This window comes from Pseudazoarcus sp. NS34 (genome assembly GCF_059703725.1).
Genome location: NZ_BAAKIZ010000002.1, coordinates 28411 through 50137, shown reverse-complemented (window position 1 = coordinate 50137; position 21727 = coordinate 28411). Strand labels below are relative to the sequence as shown.

The following is a 21727-nucleotide window of genomic DNA, read 5'->3' as shown; positions in this document are numbered from 1 at the left end:
ACCGTCAATGAGGGCGCTTCAGCGCCCGCCGAGAAAACCCGTGCCGAGCAGATAGACCTCGGCGCTACGGTCGCGTGAAGCCTTGGGCTTGCGTGTCTGGAAGGATTTGAAGCGTGTCTGTGCGGCCTGGCGGAATTCCATGAAGCCCTGTCCCTGGAACACCTTGACCAGAAAGGAGCCACCCGGCTTCAGATGCTGCTCGCAGAAATCCAGCGCCAGTTCGGCCAGATGAATGCAGCGTGCCTGATCGACGAGCTCGATGCCGGACATGTTCGGCGCCATGTCCGACAGCACGACATCCACCGGCTGACCGTCAAGCAGCTCTTCGAGCGCGTTAAGCACATCATCTTCGGTGAAATCGCCCTGCAGGAACTCAACCCCCGCAACCGACTCCATCTCGAGCAGGTCGAGCGCAAACACGCGCCCCTTGGGGCCGACCTTCTTGACCACCGCCTGACACCACGAACCGGGCGCTGCGCCCAGATCGACCACCACCGCGCCCGGCTTGAGCAGCCGGTCGCGTTCGTCGATCTCAATCAGCTTGAAAGCTGCGCGCGAGCGATAGCCTTCGGCCTTGGCGCGCTGCACCCAGGGGTCCGTAACATGTTCCATCATCCAGGCTTTGCTGGTCCTGGTGCGCTTCATCGGAGTAGAATTCCGCCCTTGACTGTTTGAGAAAAAAGATGAACGAGCTCACCCCCGCGCAGCGCCGCGAATTCCGTGCGGCAGCGCACCACCTGAACCCTGTCGTGACCATCGCCGGCAACGGCCTCACCCCCGCCGTAGCCGGCGAGATCGACCGTTCGTTGCAGGCGCACGAACTGATCAAGGTCAAGGTCCAGGGCGTCGAGCGCGAAGCCCGTGACGCCCTCATGCTTGAGCTTTGTGCGCAACTTGAGGCCGCACCGGTACAACATATCGGCAACATGCTCGTGATCTGGCGTCGGCGCCGTGAAGAGTCCGCGACCAAGGGCGCCCCCTCCAAGGCTCAACCGCGCGGCAGCAAGCGGCCGTCTGTCGCCAAGTCCGCTCGCGCGTTTGCTGCCACGGCCCGCCGCACTGCCCTGGTACAGGCCGCTGCCGAAAAGAAGCGTCTGTCCACCCGCCGCAGCCCGCGCAAGCCTGGCTGAGCGGTTCAGCGCGGCAAGCTCCGCGCGAACTTCACGACCAGCACCACCGCGAGCATGCTCTGCACGGCGTAGAGCATGCTCGATACACCATGCCACATGCCGAAGCGCGCACGCAGCGCTTCGTCGGCACCCATCACGGCGCGTAGGTCGGCGATCTGAGGCTGAATGCCGAAGGCGCTGATCAGCGCCAGCACGATCATCACCGCGGTAATCCAGAACACGGCCGAACGCATCGCGCCACGTAGCAGTGCGTGAGCCAGCACGCAGCCGCCCACGACATACGAAATCAACCAGGTGCTCTGGAACAAACGGCCTGCAATACTGCCGGCCAGCGCGCGCTCTGGAATCAGTTCGAACAGCACCGGCGCAACGACAAAGCCGACCGTCCACAAGGCTCCCGCCCAGAACACCACCAGTGCCAGCAGCAGGTTGTCGAGCTGGCGCGCGGCAAGCGCACGGGCGACGGCGCCGAGCGACGGCTCAGAGGTAGCGGACGTCGATGATTTCATACGAACGCACGCCACCCGGTGCCTGAACGTCGGCTACATCACCGGCGTACTTGCCGATGAGCGCGCGGGCGATCGGCGAGCTGACGGAAATCTTGCCGCCCTTCACGTCCGCCTCGTCGTCGCCGACAATCTGGTAGGTCACTTCGTCACCCGCTTCCAGATCCTCGAGATCAACGGTCGCACCGAACACGCAGCGACCATCGGCATCCAGCGTGGCCGGATCAATGATCTGCGCGTTGGCAAGCTTGGACTCCAGCTCCTTGATGCGCCCTTCGACGAAACCCTGACGCTCTTTGGCCGCGTCGTACTCGGCGTTTTCAGACAAGTCGCCGTGCGATCGCGCCTCGGCGATCGCGGCGATCACGCTGGGCCGTTCAACGGTCTTCATGCGATGCAATTCGTCGCGCAGCAGCTCGGCGCCACGCACGGTCAGCGGAGTCTTGCTCATTTTCCGCCTCCCAGCTCAGCGTGGAGTTCCTGCAGGCTGTACACAGCGACATCCGCAGCGTTGTCCCGCATGCCGATGGAAGCCGCGCGGGCGCCCTCGATGGTCGTGAACACCGTCACCTTGGCCGCCAGCGAGCTGGTACGGATCGAGCGCGAATCGACGATGGCCTGACGACGCTCTTCCACGGTATTGATGACCAGGCTGATCTCGTTGTTCTTGATCAGGTCGACAATGTGCGGACGGCCTTCGGTGACCTTGTTGATGATCTTCACCGGCAGGCCGGCTTCGGTCAGCGCACCAGCGGTACCACGCGTGGCGATCAGGCCAAAACCGATCTCATGCAGCGTACGGGCGACTTCGACGGCTGCCGGACGGTCGGTCGGCTTGACGCTGATGAACACCTGCCCTTCTTCGGGCAGACGCACGCCGGCGCCGAGCTGGGATTTGACGAAGGCTTCGGCAAACGTCCGGCCTACGCCCATGACTTCGCCGGTGGATTTCATCTCGGGGCCGAGAATGGTATCCACACCGGGGAATTTCACGAACGGGAAGACGGCTTCCTTGACCGAGTAGTACTCTGGCACGATCTCGCCGAGCACGCCCTGACTGGCAAGGCTCTGGCCGGCCATGCAACGCGCAGCGATCTTGGCCAGCGGCAGGCTGCAGGCCTTGGAGACGAACGGCACGGTGCGCGAGGCGCGCGGGTTCACTTCAAGCACGAACACCTTGGCATTGTCGCCTTCGCCCTGAATCGCGAACTGCACGTTCATCAGGCCGACGACGTTGAGCCCCTTGGCCATGGCTTCGGTCTGGCGGCGCAGCTCGTCCTGCAGCTCAGCCGACAAAGTGTAGGGCGGCAACGAACATGCGGAGTCTCCGGAGTGCACGCCAGCCTGCTCGATGTGCTCCATGATGCCGCCGATCATGACCTGCTCGCCGTCGGACAACGCATCAACGTCGACTTCGGTCGCGTCGTTGAGGAAGCGGTCCAGCAGCACCGGCGATTCGTTCGAAACCTTCACCGCCTCGCGCATGTAGCGCTCGAGGTCGCGCTGTTCGTGCACGATCTCCATGGCACGACCACCCAGCACATAGCTCGGACGCACGACCAGCGGATAGCCGATCTCGGCCGCCAGACGCACGGCATCTTCCGGCGTGCGAGCGGTGCGGTTCGGCGGCTGGCGCAGGCCGAGGTCCTGCAGCAGCTTCTGGAAGCGCTCACGGTCTTCCGCAGCGTCGATCATGTCCGGGCTGGTACCGATGATCGGTACGCCGTTGGCTTCAAGGGCACGTGCGCGCTTGAGCGGGGTCTGCCCGCCAAACTGCACGATGACGCCCTCGGGCTGTTCGATGTGCACGATCTCGAGGATGTCTTCCAGCGTGATCGGCTCGAAGTACAGACGGTCGGACGTGTCGTAGTCGGTCGAAACGGTTTCCGGGTTGCAGTTGACCATGATGGTTTCGTAACCATCGTCGCGCAGCGCGAGCGCAGCATGCACGCAGCAGTAGTCGAACTCGATGCCCTGACCGATACGGTTCGGGCCGCCACCAAGGACCATGATCTTGCGGTTCTTGGTGGGCATGGCCTCGCACTCGTCCTCGTAGGTCGAATACATGTAGGCGGTGGAGGTGGAGAACTCGGCCGCGCAGGTATCGACACGCTTGTACACCGGGCGTACGCCCAGCGCGTGGCGGTGCAGGCGCACGGCGGTCTCGTCCGACCCCAGCAACTTGGCCAGACGGCGGTCGGAAAAGCCCTTGCGCTTGAGGCCGCGCAGGTCTTCCGCGCCAAATGCCTTGAGCGAGCGCCCCGAAAGGGTCTTCTCGGTCGCGACGATGTCTTCGATCTGCGCCAGGAACCACGGATCGATCTTGGTCAGGTTGAACACCTGCTCCAGCGTGTAGCCCTCACGGAAAGCCTGGCCGACGTACCAGATGCGCTGGGCGCCCGGATAGATCAACTCGTGCTCGAGGTCTTCACGATCGGTCTCGACTTCATCCAGGCCATACACGCCGACTTCGAGGCCGCGCAGCGCCTTCTGGAATGATTCCTGGAAGCTGCGACCCATGGCCATGACTTCGCCGACCGACTTCATCTGCGTGGTCAGGCGGTCGTTGGCCTGCGGGAATTTCTCGAAGGCGAAACGCGGGATCTTGGTGACGACGTAATCGATCGACGGCTCGAACGCGGCCGGGGTCGCGCCGCCGGTGATGTCGTTCTTCAGCTCGTCGAGCGTGTAGCCAACAGCCAGTTTGGCTGCCACTTTGGCGATCGGGAAGCCGGTGGCCTTGGAGGCCAGTGCGGAGGAGCGCGAGACACGCGGGTTCATCTCGATGACGATCATGCGACCGTCTTTCGGGTTGATCGCGAACTGCACGTTGGAGCCGCCGGTATCCACGCCGATCTCGCGCAGCACCGCAATCGAGGCGTTACGCAGGATCTGGTATTCCTTGTCGGTCAGCGTCTGCGCCGGCGCAACGGTGATGGAGTCTCCGGTATGCACGCCCATCGGGTCGAGGTTCTCGATGGAGCACACGATGATGCAGTTGTCGGCGCGGTCGCGCACGACTTCCATCTCGAACTCTTTCCAGCCCAGCAGCGACTCTTCGATCAGCAGTTCGTTGGTCGGGCTCGCCTCGAGACCGCGTTTGCAGATCTCCTCGAACTCTTCCATGTTGTAGGCGATGCCGCCGCCGGTGCCGCCGAGCGTGAAGCTCGGGCGGATGATCACCGGGAAGCCGATGCCGCCTTGCACCTGCTGCGCTTCCTCGAAGCTGTGTGCAATTCCGGAACGCGCTGAACCGAGACCGATCTTGGTCATCGCGTCCTTGAACTTGAGGCGGTCTTCAGCCTTGTCGATGGCGTCACGCGACGCACCGATGAGTTCGCAACCGTATTTCTCGAGCACGCCATGCTTGGCCAGATCGAGCGCGCAGTTCAGCGCGGTCTGACCACCCATGGTCGGTAGCACCGCATTGGGGCGCTCTTTGGCGATGATGCGCTCGACGACCTGCCAGGTAATCGGCTCAATGTAGGTCACATCAGCCGTACCCGGATCGGTCATGATCGTGGCCGGGTTGGAGTTGACCAGAATGACCCTGTAACCCTCTTCACGCAGCGCCTTGCAGGCCTGCGCACCGGAGTAATCGAACTCGCACGCCTGGCCGATCACGATGGGGCCTGCGCCGATGATGAGAATGCTTTGAATGTCTGTGCGCTTGGGCATCAGCTGACCTCGGTATTACCAAAAAAGTGGCAGCCGCGGCTGCCACCGAATTTCTTACTTTCCGGCTTCGAGCATCTTCACGAAGCGGTCGAACAGGTACGACACGTCATGCGGCCCCGGGCTCGCCTCAGGGTGCCCCTGGAACGAGAAAGCCGGCGCGTCGGTACGCGCAATGCCCTGGTTCGAACCATCGAACAAGGACGAGTGCGTAACCTTCAGGTTGGCCGGCATGCTGGTCGGGTCGACCGCGAAACCGTGGTTCTGGCTGGTGATCAGCACCTGCCCCGTCTCGATATCCTTCACCGGGTGGTTGGCGCCGTGATGGCCGAACTTCATCTTCAGCGTCTTCGCACCGGAAGCCAATGCCAGCAACTGGTGTCCCAGACAGATGCCAAAGGTCGGCACCTTGGCGGCGACGATTTCGCGGATTGCCGCAATCGCGTAATCGCACGGCTCCGGGTCGCCCGGACCGTTGGACAGGAACACGCCGTCCGGCTTCATCGCCAGCACATCGGCAGCCGGCGTCTGCGCCGGCACAACCGTAAGGCGGCAGCCACGGCTGGTCAGCATGCGCAGGATGTTGTGCTTGACGCCGTAATCGTAGGCAACCACGTGAAAGCGCGGATTGGCGGGCTGCGTATAGCCTTCGCCCAGCACCCATTCACCTTCGGTCCATTCCACGATCTCACTGGCAGACACGACCTTCGCCAGATCCATGCCGGAAAGACCGGAAAAGCCGCGTGCCGCCGCCAGCGCCGCCTCGACATCAGGCGTCTGCCCCGCCGCAGCGGTGACGATGCAACCGCCCTGCGCGCCTTTCTCGCGCAGCACGCGGGTCAGCTTGCGGGTGTCGATGTCGGCAATGGCAACGATGTTCTCGGCCCTGAGATAGGCATCGAGCGTCTGTTCGGAACGGAAGTTCGACGTCAGCAACGGCAGGTCGCGAATGACCAGACCTGCTGCATGGACGCGATAAGCTTCGGCATCCTCTGCGTTGACACCGGTATTACCGATATGTGGGTAGGTCAGCGTGACGATCTGTCGGCAATAACTGGGATCCGTCAGGATTTCCTGATAGCCCGTCATCGAGGTGTTGAACACCACCTCGCCAACAGTGGTGCCAACGGCACCGATTCCCTTGCCATGAAAGACCGTACCGTCGGCGAGAGCCAGTACAGCGGACGGAAACACAGCCACGTAAAACTCCTGATTCAGGCGATGACAGGAGGCAGCGGACGCCACCTCCATACGTGAAAAAAACGGGACAAGCCTGTCTAGGCCGATCCCGCTGTCGAATTCGCCGAATTATAGCGTTCGCGGGCATTCCACGCAAACGCCAAAGCCCTCCCCGCGGCCTGCGATCAACGCAAACCGAGCACGTCCTGCATGTCGAAAACGCCGCGCTCATGTCCAGCCAGAAAATGCGCCGCGCGCAAGGAGCCAAGCGCATACGGCATACGGCTGCCGGATTTGTGGGTGATCTCGATGCGCTCGCCAAGGCCGGCAAACAGCACCGTGTGGTCACCCACGACGTCGCCGCCACGAATCGTCGAAAAACCGATGGTCTCGTTCTTGCGCTCACCGGTGACGCCCTCACGACCGTAGATCGCGCAATCATCCAGATCGCGCCCCAGCTCACGCGCGACGATTTCACCCATGCGCAGGGCCGTGCCCGACGGCGCGTCGATCTTGTGCCGGTGGTGCGCCTCGGTGACTTCGATGTCGTATCCGGAGTCAAGAATCTGCGCCGCCACTTCCAGCAGGCGAAATACTGCATTGACGCCCACCGCCATGTTCGGCGCGAACACGACCGGGATGTGCTCACCCGCTTCGGCGATGACCCGCTTTGCGTCCGCGGAAAAACCGGTGGTACCGATCACCACCGCCGTGCCCAGCTCCCGCGCCAGGGCGAGGTGTTCCAGCGTGCCTTCAGGGCGCGTGAAGTCGATGACGCAATCAGCGGCGGCAATCGCCGCGCGCGCGTCGTCGGTGATCTTCACGCCGCAAGGAGTACCCAGAAATTCACCTGCATCACGACCGATGAAGGCTGAATCTCGATGATCGAATGCCGCAACCAGCTCGGCCTGCGGATCGTTCAAGGTGGCCTCGACCAGCATCCGGCCCATGCGTCCGGACGCCCCCGCGATAGCAATGCGGCGTTGCGTCATGCTTGAAACCTCAGAAATTCGGGAGTCTGTCGCAGCCGATCAGCGGCTGCGGGAGGAAGGCACTTCGACTACACGGTTGCGCTGGGTCGGCGTCTCTTGCGCCGAGCCATCGTCGGCCATGACGTCGCCTTCGACGCTGTTGAGCTTGTCGTCGACGAAAAACAGGCTGAGCCTGCGCGTCTGCGGCTCATCCCAGCCTTCCGTGAAACGGTAGACGTAGTCCCAGCGGTTCTCACGGAACATGTCGACCACCAACGGGGAACCCAGGGCGAAACGCACTTGATCGCGCGTCATGCCCTTGCGCAACTGGGCGACCATTTCCTGGTCAACATAATTGCCCTGGCGCACGTCGATGCGATAGGCGCTGCACCCGGACACAAGCAGTGCACCGGCAAGAAACAACACGGGAACGGTAATCGAGCGCATGAATCGCCTTTAGCGGTTTCGGAGACGCGCCGGCGCGTCATTCTCTTCACAGGGCAAAAAATATATCATAGGCCGCAAGCCCGCGCTGAGTCGCCATGCGCCTGTGATGGTCGCACGCCGTGATGATGCGGCTTGATAACAATAACGAGAGGCAGGAATCCATGTCAGACAATTCCCAGAACCTGAAAAACATCGGTCTGAAGGCCACCTACCCGCGCCTGCGCATTCTGGACCTCTTCCAGCACACCGAAACACGCCACCTGACCGCCGAAGACGTCTATCGCCTGCTCATTTCCGACGGCATGGATATCGGCCTGGCGACGGTATATCGCGTGCTGACTCAGTTCGAGCAGGCCGGCCTGCTGGAGCGCCACTATTTCGAAGCTGGCAAGGCGGTGTTCGAACTCAATGAGGGCGGTCACCACGACCATCTGGTCTGCCTGCAGTGTGGCGCAGTCGAGGAATTCTTCGACGCTGAAATCGAGAAACGCCAAGAGCGAGTGGCCCATGAGCGCGGTTTTGAGGTCAAGGAGCACGCGCTCTATCTGTACGCCAACTGTCTGCGCAAGAACTGCCCGAACGACGAAAAAAGCAGCTGAACGGCGTCACGCAGCGCGCGAACGCCCGTTCGCGCGCGCCAGCATCTCGTCGGCGTGACCGAGTGTCTTGTCGGTGATCTCCAGACCGCCGAGCATGCGCGCAATCTCTTCCACACGCCCACCTCGATCCAGCGGCGTCACCGCACTCAACACCTCGCCATCCGCCTGCACCTTGGCGATGTTCCACTGCCAATCGGCGCAAGCCGCCACCTGCGGCAAGTGGGTCACGCACAGCACCTGACGATCCGACCCAAGACGCTGCAGCAACTGCCCGACGCGCTCGGCAACCGCGCCGCCAATACCCACATCAACCTCGTCGAAGATTAGTGTCGGCACGGCCGCGTCGCGACTGGTCATGACCTGGATGGCCAGCCCGATACGCGACAATTCGCCGCCCGACGCGACTTTGGCCAACGGCCGCAAAGGCTGATTGGGGTTTGCCGCCACGCGGAATTCAACGTCCTCCAACCCATGCGATCCGCCCTGCTCGCGCGGCAACAAGGCCACCTCGAAACTGCCGCCGGCCATCGCCATGGTCTGCATCGCCTCACTGACCTCACGCGACAGGCGCTCAGCCGTCGGCTTGCGCTGTGCCGACAGCTTGCGGGCCACAGCCTCCCAGCTTTTACGCGCCTCAGCCTCGGCTGCGGCCAGACGGGCCGGATCGGCCCGCTCTTCGAGCTGGGTCAGCTCCTGCTTCCACTCCGCCAGCACGTCGGGCAGCGCCTCAGGCTGCACGCGATGCTTGCGCGCGATGTCGGTAATGGCGGCAATGCGCGCTTCGACCTCGTGCAAGCGCGCCGGGTCGAGATCGAGCTTTTCCTGATAGCGCCGCAGACCATGCGCGGCCTCATCGACCTGGATCAACGCACCAGCGACCAGATCCCGCACCTCTGCGAGTTCGGCGTCGAGTTCCGTCATGCCTTCGATGCGCGCAGCAACATGGCCGAGCATGGAACTGATCGAAACTTCACCGTCTGCAATCGCGCCGAGCGCTTCTGCGCTGCCCTCGATCAGGCCCGCGGCGTGACCGAGGCGGCGCTGCTCAGTATTGAGCTCGACCCACTCCTCCGGCCGGAAATCGATTTTCTCCAGCTCTTCGATCTGCCACACCAGCAGTTCGCGCTGACGCTGTGTTGCGGCGGCGTCGCTGTCAGCGGCCTCACGCTGACGAGCGATGCGCTGCCAGGCGCGATGCAGTTCCGCGACCTCTGCCGCGAGCGCTCCCGCGCCGGCATGGGAATCGAGCAGCGCGCGCTGTGCGTCGCCGCGCAGCAAGGCGTGATGGGCATGCTGGCCATGAATATCGGCCAGCCACTCGCCGGCTTCACGCAATTGCGTGAGCGTGACCGGCACACCGTTGATCCAGCCCCGCGAGCGGCCGCCAGCGTCGACAACCCGGCGCAGCAGGATCATGTCGTCGTCCGTCGGCAGATCGCTGTCCGCCAGCCACTGCATCAACGGGCTATCCGTGGGCAGATCGAACTCGGCAACGATATCGGCCTTGTCCTGGCCTGTGCGCACCGTAGAGCCGTCGCCGCGGTCGCCGAGCGCGAGACCCAGCGCGTCGAGCAGAATGGACTTGCCGGCGCCAGTCTCGCCGGTGAGTGTGCCGAAGCCCGATTCGAACTCGAGTTCAAGCCGGTCGACAATGACAAAATCGCGGATGGTCAGGCGTCTCAGCATGGGGGCGTGCTCGGCGCAGCGCTCCAGTGGAGCTTCTCGCGCAACATGGCAAAGTAGCTGTAACTCTCGGGGTGCAGCAGGCGAATGGTGCCGGGCGCCCGCGCGATGCTCAAGCGGTCGCCGGGACAGGCATCGAAGCGCTCGTGACCGTCAAAGAAGATCCCGCCGTCGTGCGGGCCCAGCAGTTCGATTTCAATACGGCAGGTATCCGGCAGTGTCACCGGCCGTGCTGTCAGCGCGTGCGGCGCAAGCGGCACCAGGGCGATGCAATGCACTGTGGGATGAAGAATCGGGCCGTTGGCCGACAGCGAATAAGCCGTCGAGCCGGTCGGGGTAGACACGATCATGCCGTCGGAGCGCTGGGTGTAGACGTACTCTCCGTCCACGCTGACGTTGAACTCGATCAGCCGCCCCGACTCGCCCTTGTTCAACACCACGTCGTTGAAGGCCGACATGCGTTTCATCACCGTGCCATCGCGCGTCACTGCCGCATCAAGCATGAAACGCTGCTCTTCCTGGTAGCGCCCTTCGAGAATGTTGCCCAGATGCCGCACGGCCTCGTCCCGGCTGATGTCGGTCAGGAAGCCGAGCCGCCCGCGATTGACACCGACCAGCGGCACACCGCTGTGGCCCAGGGTTCGCGCCGCGTGCAGCATGGTACCGTCGCCGCCGAGCACCACCACCAAGTCGCACGAGCGGCCAATGGCCGCGTAGTCGTGCGCCTCGCAACCGGGGCACAGGCTACCGATGGAACTGGCCGTCCCCTCCTCGATCCACACGGACAGGCCGCGTGCGGTAAGAAACGTGGCAAGCTCAAGGATCGCATCCTCGACGCCGGGGTCCTGGTACTTGCCGACGAGCGCGACCGTGCGGAAGGCATTTTTCATGCGCGGATTAAACCACAATCGCTGAGGCGCCCGGCGATCTCGACAGGGCTCTACTGCGTCCTGAATAATGCATGCTGAACGACACCACGAAGGCGACATGACCCAACCCACGCTCGACGCTCGCGCACAGATCCTGCTCAAGACGCTGATCGAACGCTATATCGAGGAAGGCCAACCGGTCGGATCGCGCACGCTGTCCAAACACTCCGGGCTCGAGCTGTCGCCAGCCACAGTGCGCAACGTCATGAGCGACCTTGAGGAAATGGGCTTCATCACCAGCCCGCACACCTCGGCCGGCCGCATGCCGACCTCGCGTGGCTACCGCTTCTTTGTTGACTCGCTGCTCACGGTGCAGCCCATGGAGCGCGCGCGCATCATGGAATTGCGCGGCCACTTGCTGCCGGATCAGCCGCAACGCCTGATCAGCTCGGCCTCGCATCTGCTGTCCAGCCTCACACATTTCGCCGGCGTGGTGGTCAGCCCGCGCCACGAAACCGTGCGCATCCGCCAGATCGAATTCGTGCGCATTTCGGACGCACGCATCCTGCTGATCATCGTCACCACCGCCGGCGACGTGCAGAACCGCATCCTGCACACCAAGCGCAGCTACACGCCAGGGGAGCTGACCGAAGCCGGCAACTATCTCACCGCACACTACGCCGGCCAGGCCTTCGAAGAGATGCGCAATCGCCTGCAAGGCGAACTGCAGCAACTGCGCAGCGACATCTCCGAGCTGATGAGCGCCACCGTTGAAGCCAGCGGCGATCTGGCCGACTCGCCGGACAGCTACGTGCTGTCCGGCGAAACCAACCTGCTCGATGTCGAAGACCTGTCGTCGAACATGGGCCGCATTCGCGAGCTGTTCAAGCTCTTCGAGCGCAAGACCGGGCTGATCCAGCTGCTCGACCTGTCCAACCGCGCCAACGGCGTTCAGATCTTCATCGGCAACGAATCCGGCATGGAAGAGCTCGACGGCTGCAGCGTCATCACCGCCGGCTACGAAGTCGACGGCAAGGTGGTCGGCTCGGTCGGCGTCATCGGCCCCACGCGCATGGCCTACGACCGCGTGATCCCGATCGTCGATATCACCGCCCGCCTGCTCTCGAACGCCCTCTCGCACAGCAACGACTGAGCGCCGCCACGCTCTCACCCGCCTCCCACGCACCGCAAGGATTCCATCGCATGGCCCGCTACTGGACCGAACCCGCCTACACCCACGGCACGGTGCCGAAAACCGGCGTCCTGATCGCCAACCTCGGCACGCCGGAGGCGCCGACCGCGCCGGCACTGCGCAAATACCTGAAGCAGTTTCTGTCCGATCCGCGTGTGGTCGAGATCCCACGCCTCGTATGGTGGCCGATCCTCAATGGCATCATCCTGACCTTGCGCCCGAAGAAGTCGGCCGCCAAGTACGCCACGGTGTGGACCAATGAAGGTTCGCCGCTCAAGTTCCATACCGAGAAGCAGGCCAAGCTGCTCGCCGGACAACTGCTGCACAACGGCCACGGCCAGATCGTGGTTGATTGGGCCATGCGCTACGGCGAGCCGTCCATCCCGGCTGCAATGAACCGCATGCGCGCCGCAGGCTGTACGCGCATTGTCGTGCTGCCGCTGTATCCGCAGTACGCCGCCAGCACCACCGCCAGCGTCATGGATGAAGTCGCCCGCTGCATCACCCACTGGCGCAACCAGCCCGAAATCCGCATCGTGCGCAGTTTCCAGGACCACCCCGGCTACATCGCCGCACTCGCTGCCAGCGTGCGTGAGCACTGGCAGGCCAACGGCCAGCCAGACAAACTGGTAATGAGCTTTCACGGCATCCCGCGCCGCTCACTCGACCTGGGCGACCCGTATCACTGCGAGTGCCACAAGACGGCCCGCCTGCTCGCCGAAGCGCTGGAACTGCCGCGCGAGCGCTGGCAGATCACCTTCCAGTCGCGCTTCGGCAAGGCCGAGTGGCTTCAGCCCTACACGGAACCGACCCTGCAGAAGCTGGCCCGTGAAGGCCTCAAACGCGCTGACGTGATCTGCCCCGGCTTCGTGTCCGACTGCCTGGAGACGCTTGAGGAAATCGCCATGGAGTGCCGCGAGGCCTTTCTCGAGGCAGGCGGCAGCGAATTTCACTACATCCCCTGCCTGAACGAGCGACCGGACTGGATTGCCGCACTCGGCAATGTGGCCGAATCGCACCTCGGCAACTGGCTGGATATCGCGCCTCCGAGCGCGCAGGAACAGGAATTGGCAGTGCTGCGCGCGAAGGATCTCGGCGCCGCCCGTTGAGCGCCGACCTCAAGAAAACCTGCTTCGTGCCGTTAACTGGAATGTCACGGTTCAATCCGTTTGCAGGCCAGCCATGAAGATCGAAAGCGCACAGATCGCGATGCAGTCCACTCATCTCGCCTACGAGCGCGAGAGCGTTTCGGTGAGCATCGAACGTTGGGGCCCTCGCCCCGCGGAACCTGCCGCGCCGGCGGCCACAGAGCTTGATCGAATGGCCGCCGCAGAAGAAGACGCGCTGGATGATCCGCGCCTGCGCCTGCTGCGCGCGATGATCGAAAAGATGCTCGGTCGCAGCATCGACGTGCTGCGCATGTCGGATCTGGAACCCGCAACAACCAGCACCTATACCCCGCCGCGCGAGACCGCGCAGGCCGGCGACGGCTCGGGCATGTCGCTGAGCGTGCGCGGAGAGCGCATCGAGTACGAGCGCGTGGACTTCGCTGCCTCCGGTGTGGTGCGAACGGCAGATGGGCGGGAGATCCGTTTCGAGGTGGCGTTCGAGATGGAGCGCGGCTTCAGCGAGCGTTTCGCTCTCGACGTCGAAAGCGGCACGCCGCGTCGCCTGAAAGACCCGTTGATGCTCGACTTTGCCGGCAGCGGCGCGAGCCTGTCGAATGCACGCTTTGCGTTTGATCTCGATGCAGACGGCACACAGGACGAGCTTCCGGTGCCGGTTGGGGGCCGCGGCTTTCTGGCCTTTGACCGCAACGCCAACGGCCGTATCGACGATGGTCGGGAGCTGTTCGGGCCGATGAGCGGCGATGGTTTTGCCGAACTCGCTGCACTCGATGCCGACGGCAATGGCTGGATCGACGAGGCCGACCCGGCCTTCAGTCAGCTGCGCCTGTGGCAAGCCGATGAGAACGGTCAGGGCAGCCTGCTGACGCTGGCTGAAGCGGGCGTGGGCGCATTATCACTGGCGCGCGTCGCAACACCCTTCGCCTTGCGCAATAGTGCCAACGAGACCTTGGGGATGATGCGCCAGAGCGGCGTCTATCTGAACGAGAACGGCAGCGTCGGCACCATCAGCCAGGTCGATCTGAGCGTCTGATCAGTCGTCGACCAGCTGCAGATCTGCACTACCGGTTGCCGTGCGGTCGACCCGCGCGGCTTCCTTGCCCACCCTGGCCGCCAGCGCACGCATGCCGTCGGCGCAACGCCGTGCAACAACCGAAGCGATACGGTTGCGGAATGCCGCCTGCAATTCCTCCGAGGCCAGCGCCAGCGCGGCCGGTGTGACTTCCAGATACGTGCAGTCGCGCAGCGTGACCACCGAATACATCTGCCGACTCACCGGCGCATCCATCCAGGCCAGCTCACCGAAAATCTCGCCGTGCAGCAAGGTGTCGACGCGTTTGCCTTCGACTGACATTTCCACCTCACCCTCGACCAGCACGCCGAAGCGCTCGTCCTCGTTGCCCTCACGGAAGATCGCCGTATGCGGCGGCACAATGCGCCACGACGAAATGCGCAGCGCCTCCCACACCTCGATGTCGTCAAACTCGGTGAAGAAAGCGAGGCGTCGCAGCGCCGCGAAACGCCGCGTGTCCATGCTGCGGTGGTTCTCATCGACGATGCGATAACGAATGCCAGACAGATCCTGCGCAAACTCCGCCCCGTTGCGATAGCGCGAATACAGATCCTTTTCGAGTGCCTTGAACACCACCTTGTCCACCGACTCCGGCAACTCCGGATTCAGGCCGGACGGCGGCGGCGGCTCGGCATTGAGGATCTTGTAGACCAGTTGCGCATGATTGCCAGCCCGGAACGGCAGACGACCGGTGAGCAGATTGAACAGCACGACACCCAGCGAATAAAGGTCGGTCTTCTGGTTCAGCGGGTAGTTCTTGATCTGCTCGGGGCTCATGTAGGCCGGCGAGCCCACGCCGACAATGAAGGTCGAGTCGCTGTCGAGCTTCTTGTTGATGTTCAGCGCGAGACCGAAGTCGGTGATCTTCACGTTGTCGTCTTCATCAACAAGGATGTTGTCGGGTTTGATGTCGCGATGCACTACGCCCTGACGGAAGGCATGGTCGAGCGCCATGCAGCACTTGAAAACAATGCTCATCACGCGATGCAGCGGCAGCAGTTTGTCGAAGCGGCAGTAGCGGCTCAACGGCTGACCGGGGAAATACTCCATCACGACATGCGCCTCGTCATCCTCGATGACGACTTCGTGAATACGGATGATGTTCGGGTGCTGCAGGCGCTGCACGATGTTCGCTTCGGCCTTGATCAGCTTGCGCAGGCGCCGGATGCGCCGCGCCTGCCCTTCCCCGTCGCCACGAAAACGCACGTGCTTGATCGCCACCCCTTCCGGATGGTCTTCGCTGACTGCCCTGTACACCACCGCGGTCGCACCTTTGCCGACCTGCTCGATGATGTCGAATCTGCCGATGCGTGTAGGGATATCGCTCATGAAATTCCGGGACATGCACGTCGGATACCGAATGTGGCGCTAGCATACACCGCCCCTGCAAACAGGTCGTCTGCCGGTCCGGCTTCGGAATCACTGCAATTTTTAATGAATGCGGGCTTGAAATCCACCTCGACGCCCCCAGTTGCGTCGGAGTCGATGAACCAACGGAGTCGCAACGATGCAGGACCAGAATCACAACGAACCCGAAAACCTCCGCGAGGACGACGTGCCTGCCGAGCAAGACGAAGCGCACGCGGATTCCACCCCCAGCGTCGAAGACACCATTCGCATTGCCGAGCAAAAGGCCGCCGAGCACCACGACGCCTGGCTGCGCGCCAAAGCCGAGTCCGAGAACATCCGTCGCCGTGCGCAGGAAGACATCGCCAAGGCCTCGAAGTTTGCCGCCGAGAAGTTCGCCTCTGCAATGCTGCCGGTGCGCGACAGCCTCGAAGCGGCATTGGCCACCGAAAACCAGACGCTGGAAAAGCTGCGCGAAGGCGTCGAACTGACGCTCAAGCAACTCAACTCCGCCTTTGAAGGCGCTGCCGTCAGCGAAGAAAACCCGCTCGGCACCAAGTTCGATCCGAACAAGCATCAGGCCATCGGCGCGATCGAATCCGACGCCGAACCCAACACCGTCGTGACCGTGCTGCAAAAGGGCTACACGCTGCATGACCGCGTGCTGCGCCCAGCGCTGGTGCAGGTCGCCAAGGCCAAATAGACCTCATCGCAACGCGGGCTTGAAAGCTCGCCAGCCCGCCCCATATTGACCATGACACGGTCGCACGGGGCGACCAACGAATTTGAAATACAAGGAAGAAATCATGGGCAAGATCATTGGCATCGACCTCGGCACCACCAACAGCTGCGTTTCCGTGATGGAAGGCGGCAAGCCGAAGGTCATCGAGAACTCCGAAGGCGCACGCACCACGCCGTCCGTCGTCGCCTACGCCGAAGACGGCGAGATCCTGACCGGTGCGCCGGCCAAGCGTCAGGCCGTCACCAACGCCAGGAACACCCTCTTCGCGGTCAAGCGCCTGATCGGCCGTCGCTTTGAAGAGAAGGAAGTGCAAAAAGACATCGACCTGATGCCCTACACCATCTGCAAGGCCGACAATGGCGACGCATGGGTGGAAGTGCGCGGCAAGAAGATTGCCCCGCCGCAGGTGTCAGCCGAAGTGCTGCGCAAGATGAAGAAAACCGCCGAGGACTACCTTGGCGAGGAAGTGACCGAAGCCGTCATCACGGTGCCGGCCTACTTCAACGACAGCCAGCGTCAGGCCACCAAAGACGCCGGCAAGATCGCCGGTCTGGAAGTCAAACGGATCATCAACGAGCCGACCGCGGCCGCGCTGGCGTTCGGCATGGACAAGAAGCCGGGTGACTCCAAGATCGCGGTGTATGACCTCGGCGGCGGCACCTTCGACATCTCGATCATCGAGATCGCCGACATCGACGGCGAGCACCAGTTTGAAGTGCTGGCCACCAACGGCGACACCTTCCTGGGCGGCGAAGACTTCGACCAGCGCATCATCGACTATATCGTCACCGAGTTCCAGAAAGAGCAAGGCGTCGATCTGAAGAAAGACGTGCTGGCGCTGCAGCGCCTGAAGGAAGCTGCCGAGAAAGCCAAGATCGAGCTGTCCTCGGGCACGCAGACCGAAGTGAACCTGCCGTACATCACGGCCGACGCCTCCGGCCCGAAGCACCTCGCGGTGAAGATCACGCGCGCCAAGTTCGAGGCGCTGGTGGAAGACCTCATCGCCCGTTCGATCGAGCCTTGCCGCATCGCGCTGAAAGACGCCGGCCTGAAAGTGACCGACATCGACGACGTGATCCTGGTCGGCGGCCAGACCCGCATGCCCAAGGTCATCGACAAGGTGAAGGAGTTCTTCGGCAAGGATCCGCGCCGTGACGTGAACCCGGACGAAGCCGTGGCAGTCGGCGCCTCCATCCAGGGCGGCGTGCTTCAGGGTGAAGTCAAGGACGTGCTGCTGCTCGACGTCACCCCGCTCAGCTTGGGTATCGAGACGCTGGGTGGCGTGATGACCAAGCTCATCCAGAAGAACACCACGATCCCGACCAAGGCTTCGCAGGTGTTCTCGACCGCCGACGACAACCAGAGCGCGGTGACCATCCACGTGCTGCAGGGCGAGCGCGAAGTGGCTGCGGGCAACAAGAGCCTGGGCCAGTTCAACCTCACCGACATCCCGCCGTCCCCGCGCGGCATGCCGCAGATCGAAGTCACCTTTGACATCGACGCCAACGGCATCCTGCACGTGTCGGCCAAGGACAAGGCCACCGGCAAGGAAAACAAGATCAAGATCCAGGCCAACTCGGGTCTGTCGGACGAGGAAGTCGAGCGCATGGTGCAGGACGCCGCCGCGCACGCCGAGGATGACAAGAAGACGCGCGATCTGGTCGAGACCCGCAACCAGTGCGACGGGCTGATCCACTCGGTGAAGAAGGCCGTTGCCGAGCACGGTGACAAGCTCGACGAAGCCGAAAAATCGGCCATCGAGAATGCCATCACCGAAGCCGAGGAAGCGCTCAAGAGCAACGACAAGGACCAGATCGAAGCCAAGAGCGCCGCGCTGGCCGAAGCCAGCCAGAAGCTCGGCGAGAAGATGTACGCCGATCAGCAGGCTCAGGGCGCGGCCGCTGGCGCCGAAGCCGGCGACGCTGGCAAGGCGGCCGATGCCGACGTGGTCGACGCGGAATTCACCGAGGTGAAGGACGAGAAGTAAGCCGAGTCGAGAACCAGGCGCCGAACGTAGAGAGGGTCAAGGCCGGGGCATCCCGGCCTTGCCTTTCGCTCTCGGCAGCCACTCCACTCACCACTCTTCATTCTCGACTGGAAACCCATGTCAAAACGCGATTACTACGAAGTTCTGGGCGTCAATCGCGACGCGTCGGCCGACGATATCAAGAAGGCCTACCGCAAGCTCGCGATGAAGCATCACCCCGACCGCAACCCGGACAGCAAGGATGCGGCGGCGAAGTTCCAGGAACTCAGCGAGGCCTACGAGGCGCTGTCGGACGAACAGAAGCGCGCCACCTATGACCGCTTCGGCCACGCCGGTATGGCCGGCGCGGCAGGCGGCGGTGGTCAGGGCTTCGACGGCTTCGGCGACGCCTTCTCCGACATCTTCGGCGACATCTTCGGCGGTGGCCGTGGCGGCGGACGCTCCAACGTCTATCGCGGTGCCGACCTGCGCTACAACCTCGAAATCAGCCTCGAGGAAGCCGCGCGCGGCACCGACAAGACCATTCGTATCCCGACTGCCGAGACCTGCGGCACCTGCAGCGGCAGCGGCGCCAAACCCGGCACCCAGCCGCAGACCTGCTCAACCTGCGGCGGCGCAGGCCAGGTGCGTATGCAGCAGGGCTTCTTCTCGATCCAGCAGACTTGCCCGAAATGCCACGGCACCGGCCGCATGATTGCCAACCCGTGCGGAAGCTGCGGCGGCGCCGGCCGCGTCAAGAGCAACAAGACGCTGGAAGTGAAAATCCCCGCCGGTATCGACCAGGGCATGCGCCTGCGCCACGGTGGCCATGGCGAACCGGGCGTCAACGGCGGCCCGCCGGGTGATCTCTACGTCGAAATCCATATCCGCTCGCATGCCGTATTCGAGCGCGAAGGCGACGACCTGCATTGCGAGATGCCGATCAGCTTCACCACCGCTGCGCTCGGCGGCGAGATCGAGATCCCCACGCTGGACGGGATGGCACGGCTGAAGATTCCGGCCGAAACCCAGACCGGCAAGGTCTTCCGCCTGCGCGGCAAGGGCATCCGCAACGTGCGCTCGCACGCGCCGGGCGACCTGATGTGCCACGTCGTCATCGAAACACCGGTGAAGCTCACCGACCGTCAGAAGGATTTGCTGCGCGAATTCGAAGGCGCTGCTGAGGGCGGGTCCGACGAGCACAACCCGAAAGCCAAGTCGTGGATGGACAAGGTGCGAGATTTCTTCGCCGCCTGAGCACGGCACCTCGCCCAGCAAAAAGGCCCGCCAATCGGCGGGCCTTTTTTATCGGCATTGCACCCGTTCAGGTTGCCGGGTGGCTGATGCTTTCGATGGCGCGTTTAACCGTCATCGGGTCATCGATGCTCTTGAACACTAGATCGCTCAACCCACGCCCGGTTACGCGCACGTCGCCGAAACCGAAGATGCGGCCGAGCACGCCCTGATCGATCTCCACCGTTTCGATCGACGACAATTTCATTTCATCGGTCTTGCGGCTGATGATGCCTACCTTGTGGATGACGCGTTTGTTGGTTACCCCCAATTCGGTAAAGCGCAGCACCAGCCATGCGTATAGGGCGAACAGCCATAGCAGTCCGCCGGCGGCCCAGCCCAGCACCCACTGGAAATCGAACCACGCCGTGACCACCAAAGCGGCCACTCCGAGTGCAACCCACACGAATACCGACACCCAGGAAAACCAGTGCAGCCGGAAGATGGACTCGACCCGTTCGCCGGTCGACAAGGATTCCTCGATGTAAGCCATGTGCTCTCCGTAAGCCGACCTCAGGCGCGACGCCAGGTGGTGCCGCCCGCACTGTCTTCCAGCACGATACCCGCCGCCGTCAGCTCCTCGCGAATACGATCTGCCGAGGCGAAGTCGCGCGCTTTCTTGGCCGCAGCCCGTTCGGCAATGCGCGCATCGATGCTGGCTTCATCCAGCCCGCCGTCACTGCCGCCCTGCAAAAAGGCTTGCGGATCACGCTGAATCAAGCCCAACGTACCACCCAGCGCATGCAGCAGCGCGGCCTTGGCGGCATCGCCACGGTTGGCTTCACCAGCCAACTCGAACAACACCGCCACGGCTTCAGCGGTATTGAAATCATCGTTCATGGCCGCCGCAAAACGCTGCGCCAGCGGATCATCCAGATTCGCGTCGCCTGCCGGCGGGCAGTTCTTGAGCGCGGTGTAGAGACGCGTCAGCGCACTGCGCGCGTCATCCAGATGTGCATCGGAGTAATTCAGCGCGCTGCGGTAATGCGCACGCAGGATGAAGAAGCGCACGACCTCGGGGTCGTACTTGCCGAGAACTTCGCGGATGGTGAAGAAGTTGCCGAGCGACTTCGACATCTTCTCGTCGTCGACGCGCACAAAACCGTTGTGCATCCAGTAGTTCACGAAGCCGTGGCCGTGTGCGCCCTCGGACTGCGCGATCTCATTCTCGTGGTGCGGAAACTGCAGGTCGGCGCCGCCGCCATGGATGTCGAAGTGATCGCCGAGCAGCTCGGAACTCATCGCCGAGCACTCGATGTGCCAGCCCGGCCGGCCCTCACCCCACGGCGAAGCCCACTTCACCTCTCCCGGCTCCTCGGCCCGCGCGTGTTTCCACAGCACGAAGTCGAGCGGATCGTTCTTGTCGCTGGCCACTTCCACGCGCTCGCCGGCGCGCAGCTCGTCCAGCGACTTGCCGGAAAGCTTGCCGTAGCCGTCGAACTTGCGCACGGCGTAGCACACGTCCCGGTTGGCGGCGACGTAGGCCAGGCCCTTTTCGGTCAGGCGCGAGATCAGGCTCTGCATGCTGCCCACATAGTCGGTGGCGCGCGGCTCGTGATCCGGGCGCAGTACGCCAAGCGCGTCGGCATCCTCGTGCATGGCGGCGATGAAGCGGTCGGTCAGCGCGCGAATGGATTCCCCGTTTTCCTGCGCACGGCGGATGATCTTGTCGTCGATGTCGGTGATGTTGCGCACATAGGTGACCTCCAGACCACTCGCGCGCAGCCAGCGCGTGACCATGTCGAAGACCACCATGACCCGCGCGTGCCCGAGGTGACAGTAGTCGTACACCGTCATGCCGCAGACATACATGCGGACCTTGCCGGGTTCGATCGGTACGAAGTCTTCCTTCTTGCGGGTCAGGGTATTGTGGATCTGCAGCATGCCGTCATCCGTTTGCGGTGGCCGGGCGCGGCGGAAACCGCGCCG

20 protein-coding genes are annotated in these 21727 nt (G+C 63.2%); 8 read left to right on the top strand and 12 right to left on the bottom strand.

What is annotated here, in order from left to right:
• Nucleotides 1-18 precede the first annotated feature (18 nt).
• On the bottom strand, nt 19-645 hold the full coding sequence (rlmE, locus tag AC6H0N_RS06560; protein WP_497573296.1) for a 23S rRNA (uridine(2552)-2'-O)-methyltransferase RlmE: 627 nt from the start codon (nt 643-645) through the stop codon (nt 19-21).
• A gap of 38 nt (nt 646-683) precedes the next feature.
• Here rlmE and AC6H0N_RS06555 point away from each other — a divergent pair, with 38 nt between their 5' ends.
• On the top strand, nt 684-1130 hold the full coding sequence (locus tag AC6H0N_RS06555) for a YhbY family RNA-binding protein (RefSeq protein WP_497573295.1): 447 nt from the start codon (nt 684-686) through the stop codon (nt 1128-1130).
• Between the two features lie 5 nt (nt 1131-1135).
• On the opposite strand, the gene AC6H0N_RS06550 is transcribed toward AC6H0N_RS06555, so the two are convergent.
• The 6 genes from AC6H0N_RS06550 to AC6H0N_RS06525 all read right to left on the bottom strand — a co-directional run bounded on the left by AC6H0N_RS06550 (nt 1136) and on the right by AC6H0N_RS06525 (nt 7908).
• Nucleotides 1136-1639, bottom strand: a complete 504-nt coding sequence (locus tag AC6H0N_RS06550; RefSeq protein ID WP_497573294.1) for a DUF4149 domain-containing protein — start codon at nt 1637-1639, stop codon at nt 1136-1138.
• A complete protein-coding gene (gene greA, locus AC6H0N_RS06545; RefSeq protein ID WP_497573293.1) occupies nt 1611-2087 on the bottom strand; it encodes a transcription elongation factor GreA in 477 nt (158 codons plus the stop codon). Before greA ends, AC6H0N_RS06550 begins: the two co-directional genes overlap by 29 nt.
• Nucleotides 2084-5314, bottom strand: a complete 3231-nt coding sequence (gene carB / locus AC6H0N_RS06540; RefSeq protein ID WP_497573292.1) for a carbamoyl-phosphate synthase large subunit — start codon at nt 5312-5314, stop codon at nt 2084-2086. Before carB ends, greA begins: the two co-directional genes overlap by 4 nt.
• A 54-nt stretch (nt 5315-5368) precedes the next feature.
• Nucleotides 5369-6511: a glutamine-hydrolyzing carbamoyl-phosphate synthase small subunit gene (carA, locus tag AC6H0N_RS06535; RefSeq protein WP_497573291.1), complete on the bottom strand. Its 1143-nt coding sequence runs from the start codon at nt 6509-6511 to the stop codon at nt 5369-5371.
• 164 nt (nt 6512-6675) lie between these two features.
• Nucleotides 6676-7482, bottom strand: coding sequence for a 4-hydroxy-tetrahydrodipicolinate reductase (dapB, locus tag AC6H0N_RS06530; protein WP_497573290.1), 807 nt, complete (start codon nt 7480-7482; stop codon nt 6676-6678).
• A gap of 39 nt (nt 7483-7521) precedes the next feature.
• Entirely contained in the window at nt 7522-7908 is a 387-nt protein-coding gene (locus AC6H0N_RS06525; protein ID WP_497573289.1) for an outer membrane protein assembly factor BamE, read from the bottom strand.
• A 161-nt stretch (nt 7909-8069) separates the two neighbouring features.
• On the opposite strand from AC6H0N_RS06525, the gene fur reads away from it, so the two are divergent.
• Entirely contained in the window at nt 8070-8507 is a 438-nt protein-coding gene (gene fur / locus AC6H0N_RS06520) for a ferric iron uptake transcriptional regulator (RefSeq protein ID WP_497573288.1), read from the top strand.
• A gap of 6 nt (nt 8508-8513) precedes the next feature.
• Here fur and recN read toward each other — a convergent pair whose 3' ends face one another.
• Both recN and AC6H0N_RS06510 read right to left on the bottom strand, forming a co-directional pair.
• On the bottom strand, nt 8514-10193 hold the full coding sequence (gene recN / locus AC6H0N_RS06515; protein WP_497573287.1) for a DNA repair protein RecN: 1680 nt from the start codon (nt 10191-10193) through the stop codon (nt 8514-8516).
• Nucleotides 10187-11080: an NAD(+) kinase gene (locus AC6H0N_RS06510; RefSeq protein ID WP_497573286.1), complete on the bottom strand. Its 894-nt coding sequence runs from the start codon at nt 11078-11080 to the stop codon at nt 10187-10189. Before AC6H0N_RS06510 ends, recN begins: the two co-directional genes overlap by 7 nt.
• Before the next feature lie 97 nt (nt 11081-11177).
• On the opposite strand from AC6H0N_RS06510, the gene hrcA reads away from it, so the two are divergent.
• From hrcA to AC6H0N_RS06495, 3 genes are all read left to right on the top strand, one after another.
• Nucleotides 11178-12212 carry a heat-inducible transcriptional repressor HrcA gene (gene hrcA, locus AC6H0N_RS06505; RefSeq protein WP_497573285.1) on the top strand — a complete coding sequence of 345 codons (1035 nt, stop codon included), beginning with the start codon at nt 11178-11180 and terminating at the stop codon, nt 12210-12212.
• 50 nt (nt 12213-12262) lie between these two features.
• Entirely contained in the window at nt 12263-13360 is a 1098-nt protein-coding gene (hemH, locus tag AC6H0N_RS06500) for a ferrochelatase (RefSeq protein WP_497573284.1), read from the top strand.
• 73 nt (nt 13361-13433) lie between these two features.
• Nucleotides 13434-14411, top strand: coding sequence for an SPM autocatalytic domain-containing protein (locus AC6H0N_RS06495; protein WP_497573283.1), 978 nt, complete (start codon nt 13434-13436; stop codon nt 14409-14411).
• Here AC6H0N_RS06495 and AC6H0N_RS06490 read toward each other — a convergent pair whose 3' ends face one another.
• The gene (locus AC6H0N_RS06490) at nt 14412-15779 is read right to left on the bottom strand and encodes a serine/threonine-protein kinase (RefSeq protein ID WP_497573282.1); all 1368 of its coding nucleotides are present in this window, start codon (nt 15777-15779) and stop codon (nt 14412-14414) included.
• Nucleotides 15780-15957: 178 nt separating this feature from the next.
• Between AC6H0N_RS06490 and grpE the strand changes: the two genes are divergently transcribed.
• The 3 genes from grpE to dnaJ all read left to right on the top strand — a co-directional run bounded on the left by grpE (nt 15958) and on the right by dnaJ (nt 19762).
• Nucleotides 15958-16500 (top strand): nucleotide exchange factor GrpE, encoded by a 543-nt coding sequence (gene grpE, locus AC6H0N_RS06485; protein WP_497573281.1) that lies wholly within the window; start codon nt 15958-15960, stop codon nt 16498-16500.
• A gap of 103 nt (nt 16501-16603) precedes the next feature.
• Nucleotides 16604-18526, top strand: coding sequence for a molecular chaperone DnaK (gene dnaK / locus AC6H0N_RS06480; protein ID WP_497573280.1), 1923 nt, complete (start codon nt 16604-16606; stop codon nt 18524-18526).
• Nucleotides 18527-18643: 117 nt separating this feature from the next.
• Nucleotides 18644-19762 (top strand): molecular chaperone DnaJ, encoded by a 1119-nt coding sequence (dnaJ, locus tag AC6H0N_RS06475; RefSeq protein WP_497573279.1) that lies wholly within the window; start codon nt 18644-18646, stop codon nt 19760-19762.
• A gap of 67 nt (nt 19763-19829) precedes the next feature.
• On the opposite strand, the gene AC6H0N_RS06470 is transcribed toward dnaJ, so the two are convergent.
• Both AC6H0N_RS06470 and cysS read right to left on the bottom strand, forming a co-directional pair.
• Complete coding sequence (locus AC6H0N_RS06470; protein WP_497573278.1) at nt 19830-20291, bottom strand: PH domain-containing protein; 462 nt, start codon at nt 20289-20291, stop codon at nt 19830-19832.
• Nucleotides 20292-20311: 20 nt separating this feature from the next.
• Nucleotides 20312-21682, bottom strand: coding sequence for a cysteine--tRNA ligase (gene cysS, locus AC6H0N_RS06465; RefSeq protein WP_497573277.1), 1371 nt, complete (start codon nt 21680-21682; stop codon nt 20312-20314).
• Nucleotides 21683-21727: the final 45 nt, after the last annotated feature.

Bases quoted from the DNA above. Each gene is read 5' to 3' on its own strand.
- AC6H0N_RS06510 (WP_497573286.1), bottom strand. From the start codon at position 11,080: ATGAAAAATGCCTTCCGCACGGTCGCGCTCGTCGGCAAGTACCAGGAC.
- dnaJ (WP_497573279.1), top strand. From the start codon at position 18,644: ATGTCAAAACGCGATTACTACGAAGTTCTGGGCGTCAATCGCGACGCG.
- carB (WP_497573292.1), bottom strand. From the start codon at position 5,314: ATGCCCAAGCGCACAGACATTCAAAGCATTCTCATCATCGGCGCAGGC.
- hrcA (WP_497573285.1), top strand. From the start codon at position 11,178: ATGACCCAACCCACGCTCGACGCTCGCGCACAGATCCTGCTCAAGACG.
- greA (WP_497573293.1), bottom strand. From the start codon at position 2,087: ATGAGCAAGACTCCGCTGACCGTGCGTGGCGCCGAGCTGCTGCGCGAC.
- AC6H0N_RS06555 (WP_497573295.1), top strand. From the start codon at position 684: ATGAACGAGCTCACCCCCGCGCAGCGCCGCGAATTCCGTGCGGCAGCG.
- grpE (WP_497573281.1), top strand. From the start codon at position 15,958: ATGCAGGACCAGAATCACAACGAACCCGAAAACCTCCGCGAGGACGAC.
- AC6H0N_RS06490 (WP_497573282.1), bottom strand. From the start codon at position 15,779: ATGAGCGATATCCCTACACGCATCGGCAGATTCGACATCATCGAGCAG.
- fur (WP_497573288.1), top strand. From the start codon at position 8,070: ATGTCAGACAATTCCCAGAACCTGAAAAACATCGGTCTGAAGGCCACC.
- AC6H0N_RS06470 (WP_497573278.1), bottom strand. From the start codon at position 20,291: ATGGCTTACATCGAGGAATCCTTGTCGACCGGCGAACGGGTCGAGTCC.
- recN (WP_497573287.1), bottom strand. From the start codon at position 10,193: ATGCTGAGACGCCTGACCATCCGCGATTTTGTCATTGTCGACCGGCTT.
- dnaK (WP_497573280.1), top strand. From the start codon at position 16,604: ATGGGCAAGATCATTGGCATCGACCTCGGCACCACCAACAGCTGCGTT.
- AC6H0N_RS06550 (WP_497573294.1), bottom strand. From the start codon at position 1,639: ATGAAATCATCGACGTCCGCTACCTCTGAGCCGTCGCTCGGCGCCGTC.
- dapB (WP_497573290.1), bottom strand. From the start codon at position 7,482: ATGACGCAACGCCGCATTGCTATCGCGGGGGCGTCCGGACGCATGGGC.
- AC6H0N_RS06525 (WP_497573289.1), bottom strand. From the start codon at position 7,908: ATGCGCTCGATTACCGTTCCCGTGTTGTTTCTTGCCGGTGCACTGCTT.
- rlmE (WP_497573296.1), bottom strand. From the start codon at position 645: ATGAAGCGCACCAGGACCAGCAAAGCCTGGATGATGGAACATGTTACG.
- hemH (WP_497573284.1), top strand. From the start codon at position 12,263: ATGGCCCGCTACTGGACCGAACCCGCCTACACCCACGGCACGGTGCCG.
- AC6H0N_RS06495 (WP_497573283.1), top strand. From the start codon at position 13,434: ATGAAGATCGAAAGCGCACAGATCGCGATGCAGTCCACTCATCTCGCC.
- cysS (WP_497573277.1), bottom strand. From the start codon at position 21,682: ATGCTGCAGATCCACAATACCCTGACCCGCAAGAAGGAAGACTTCGTA.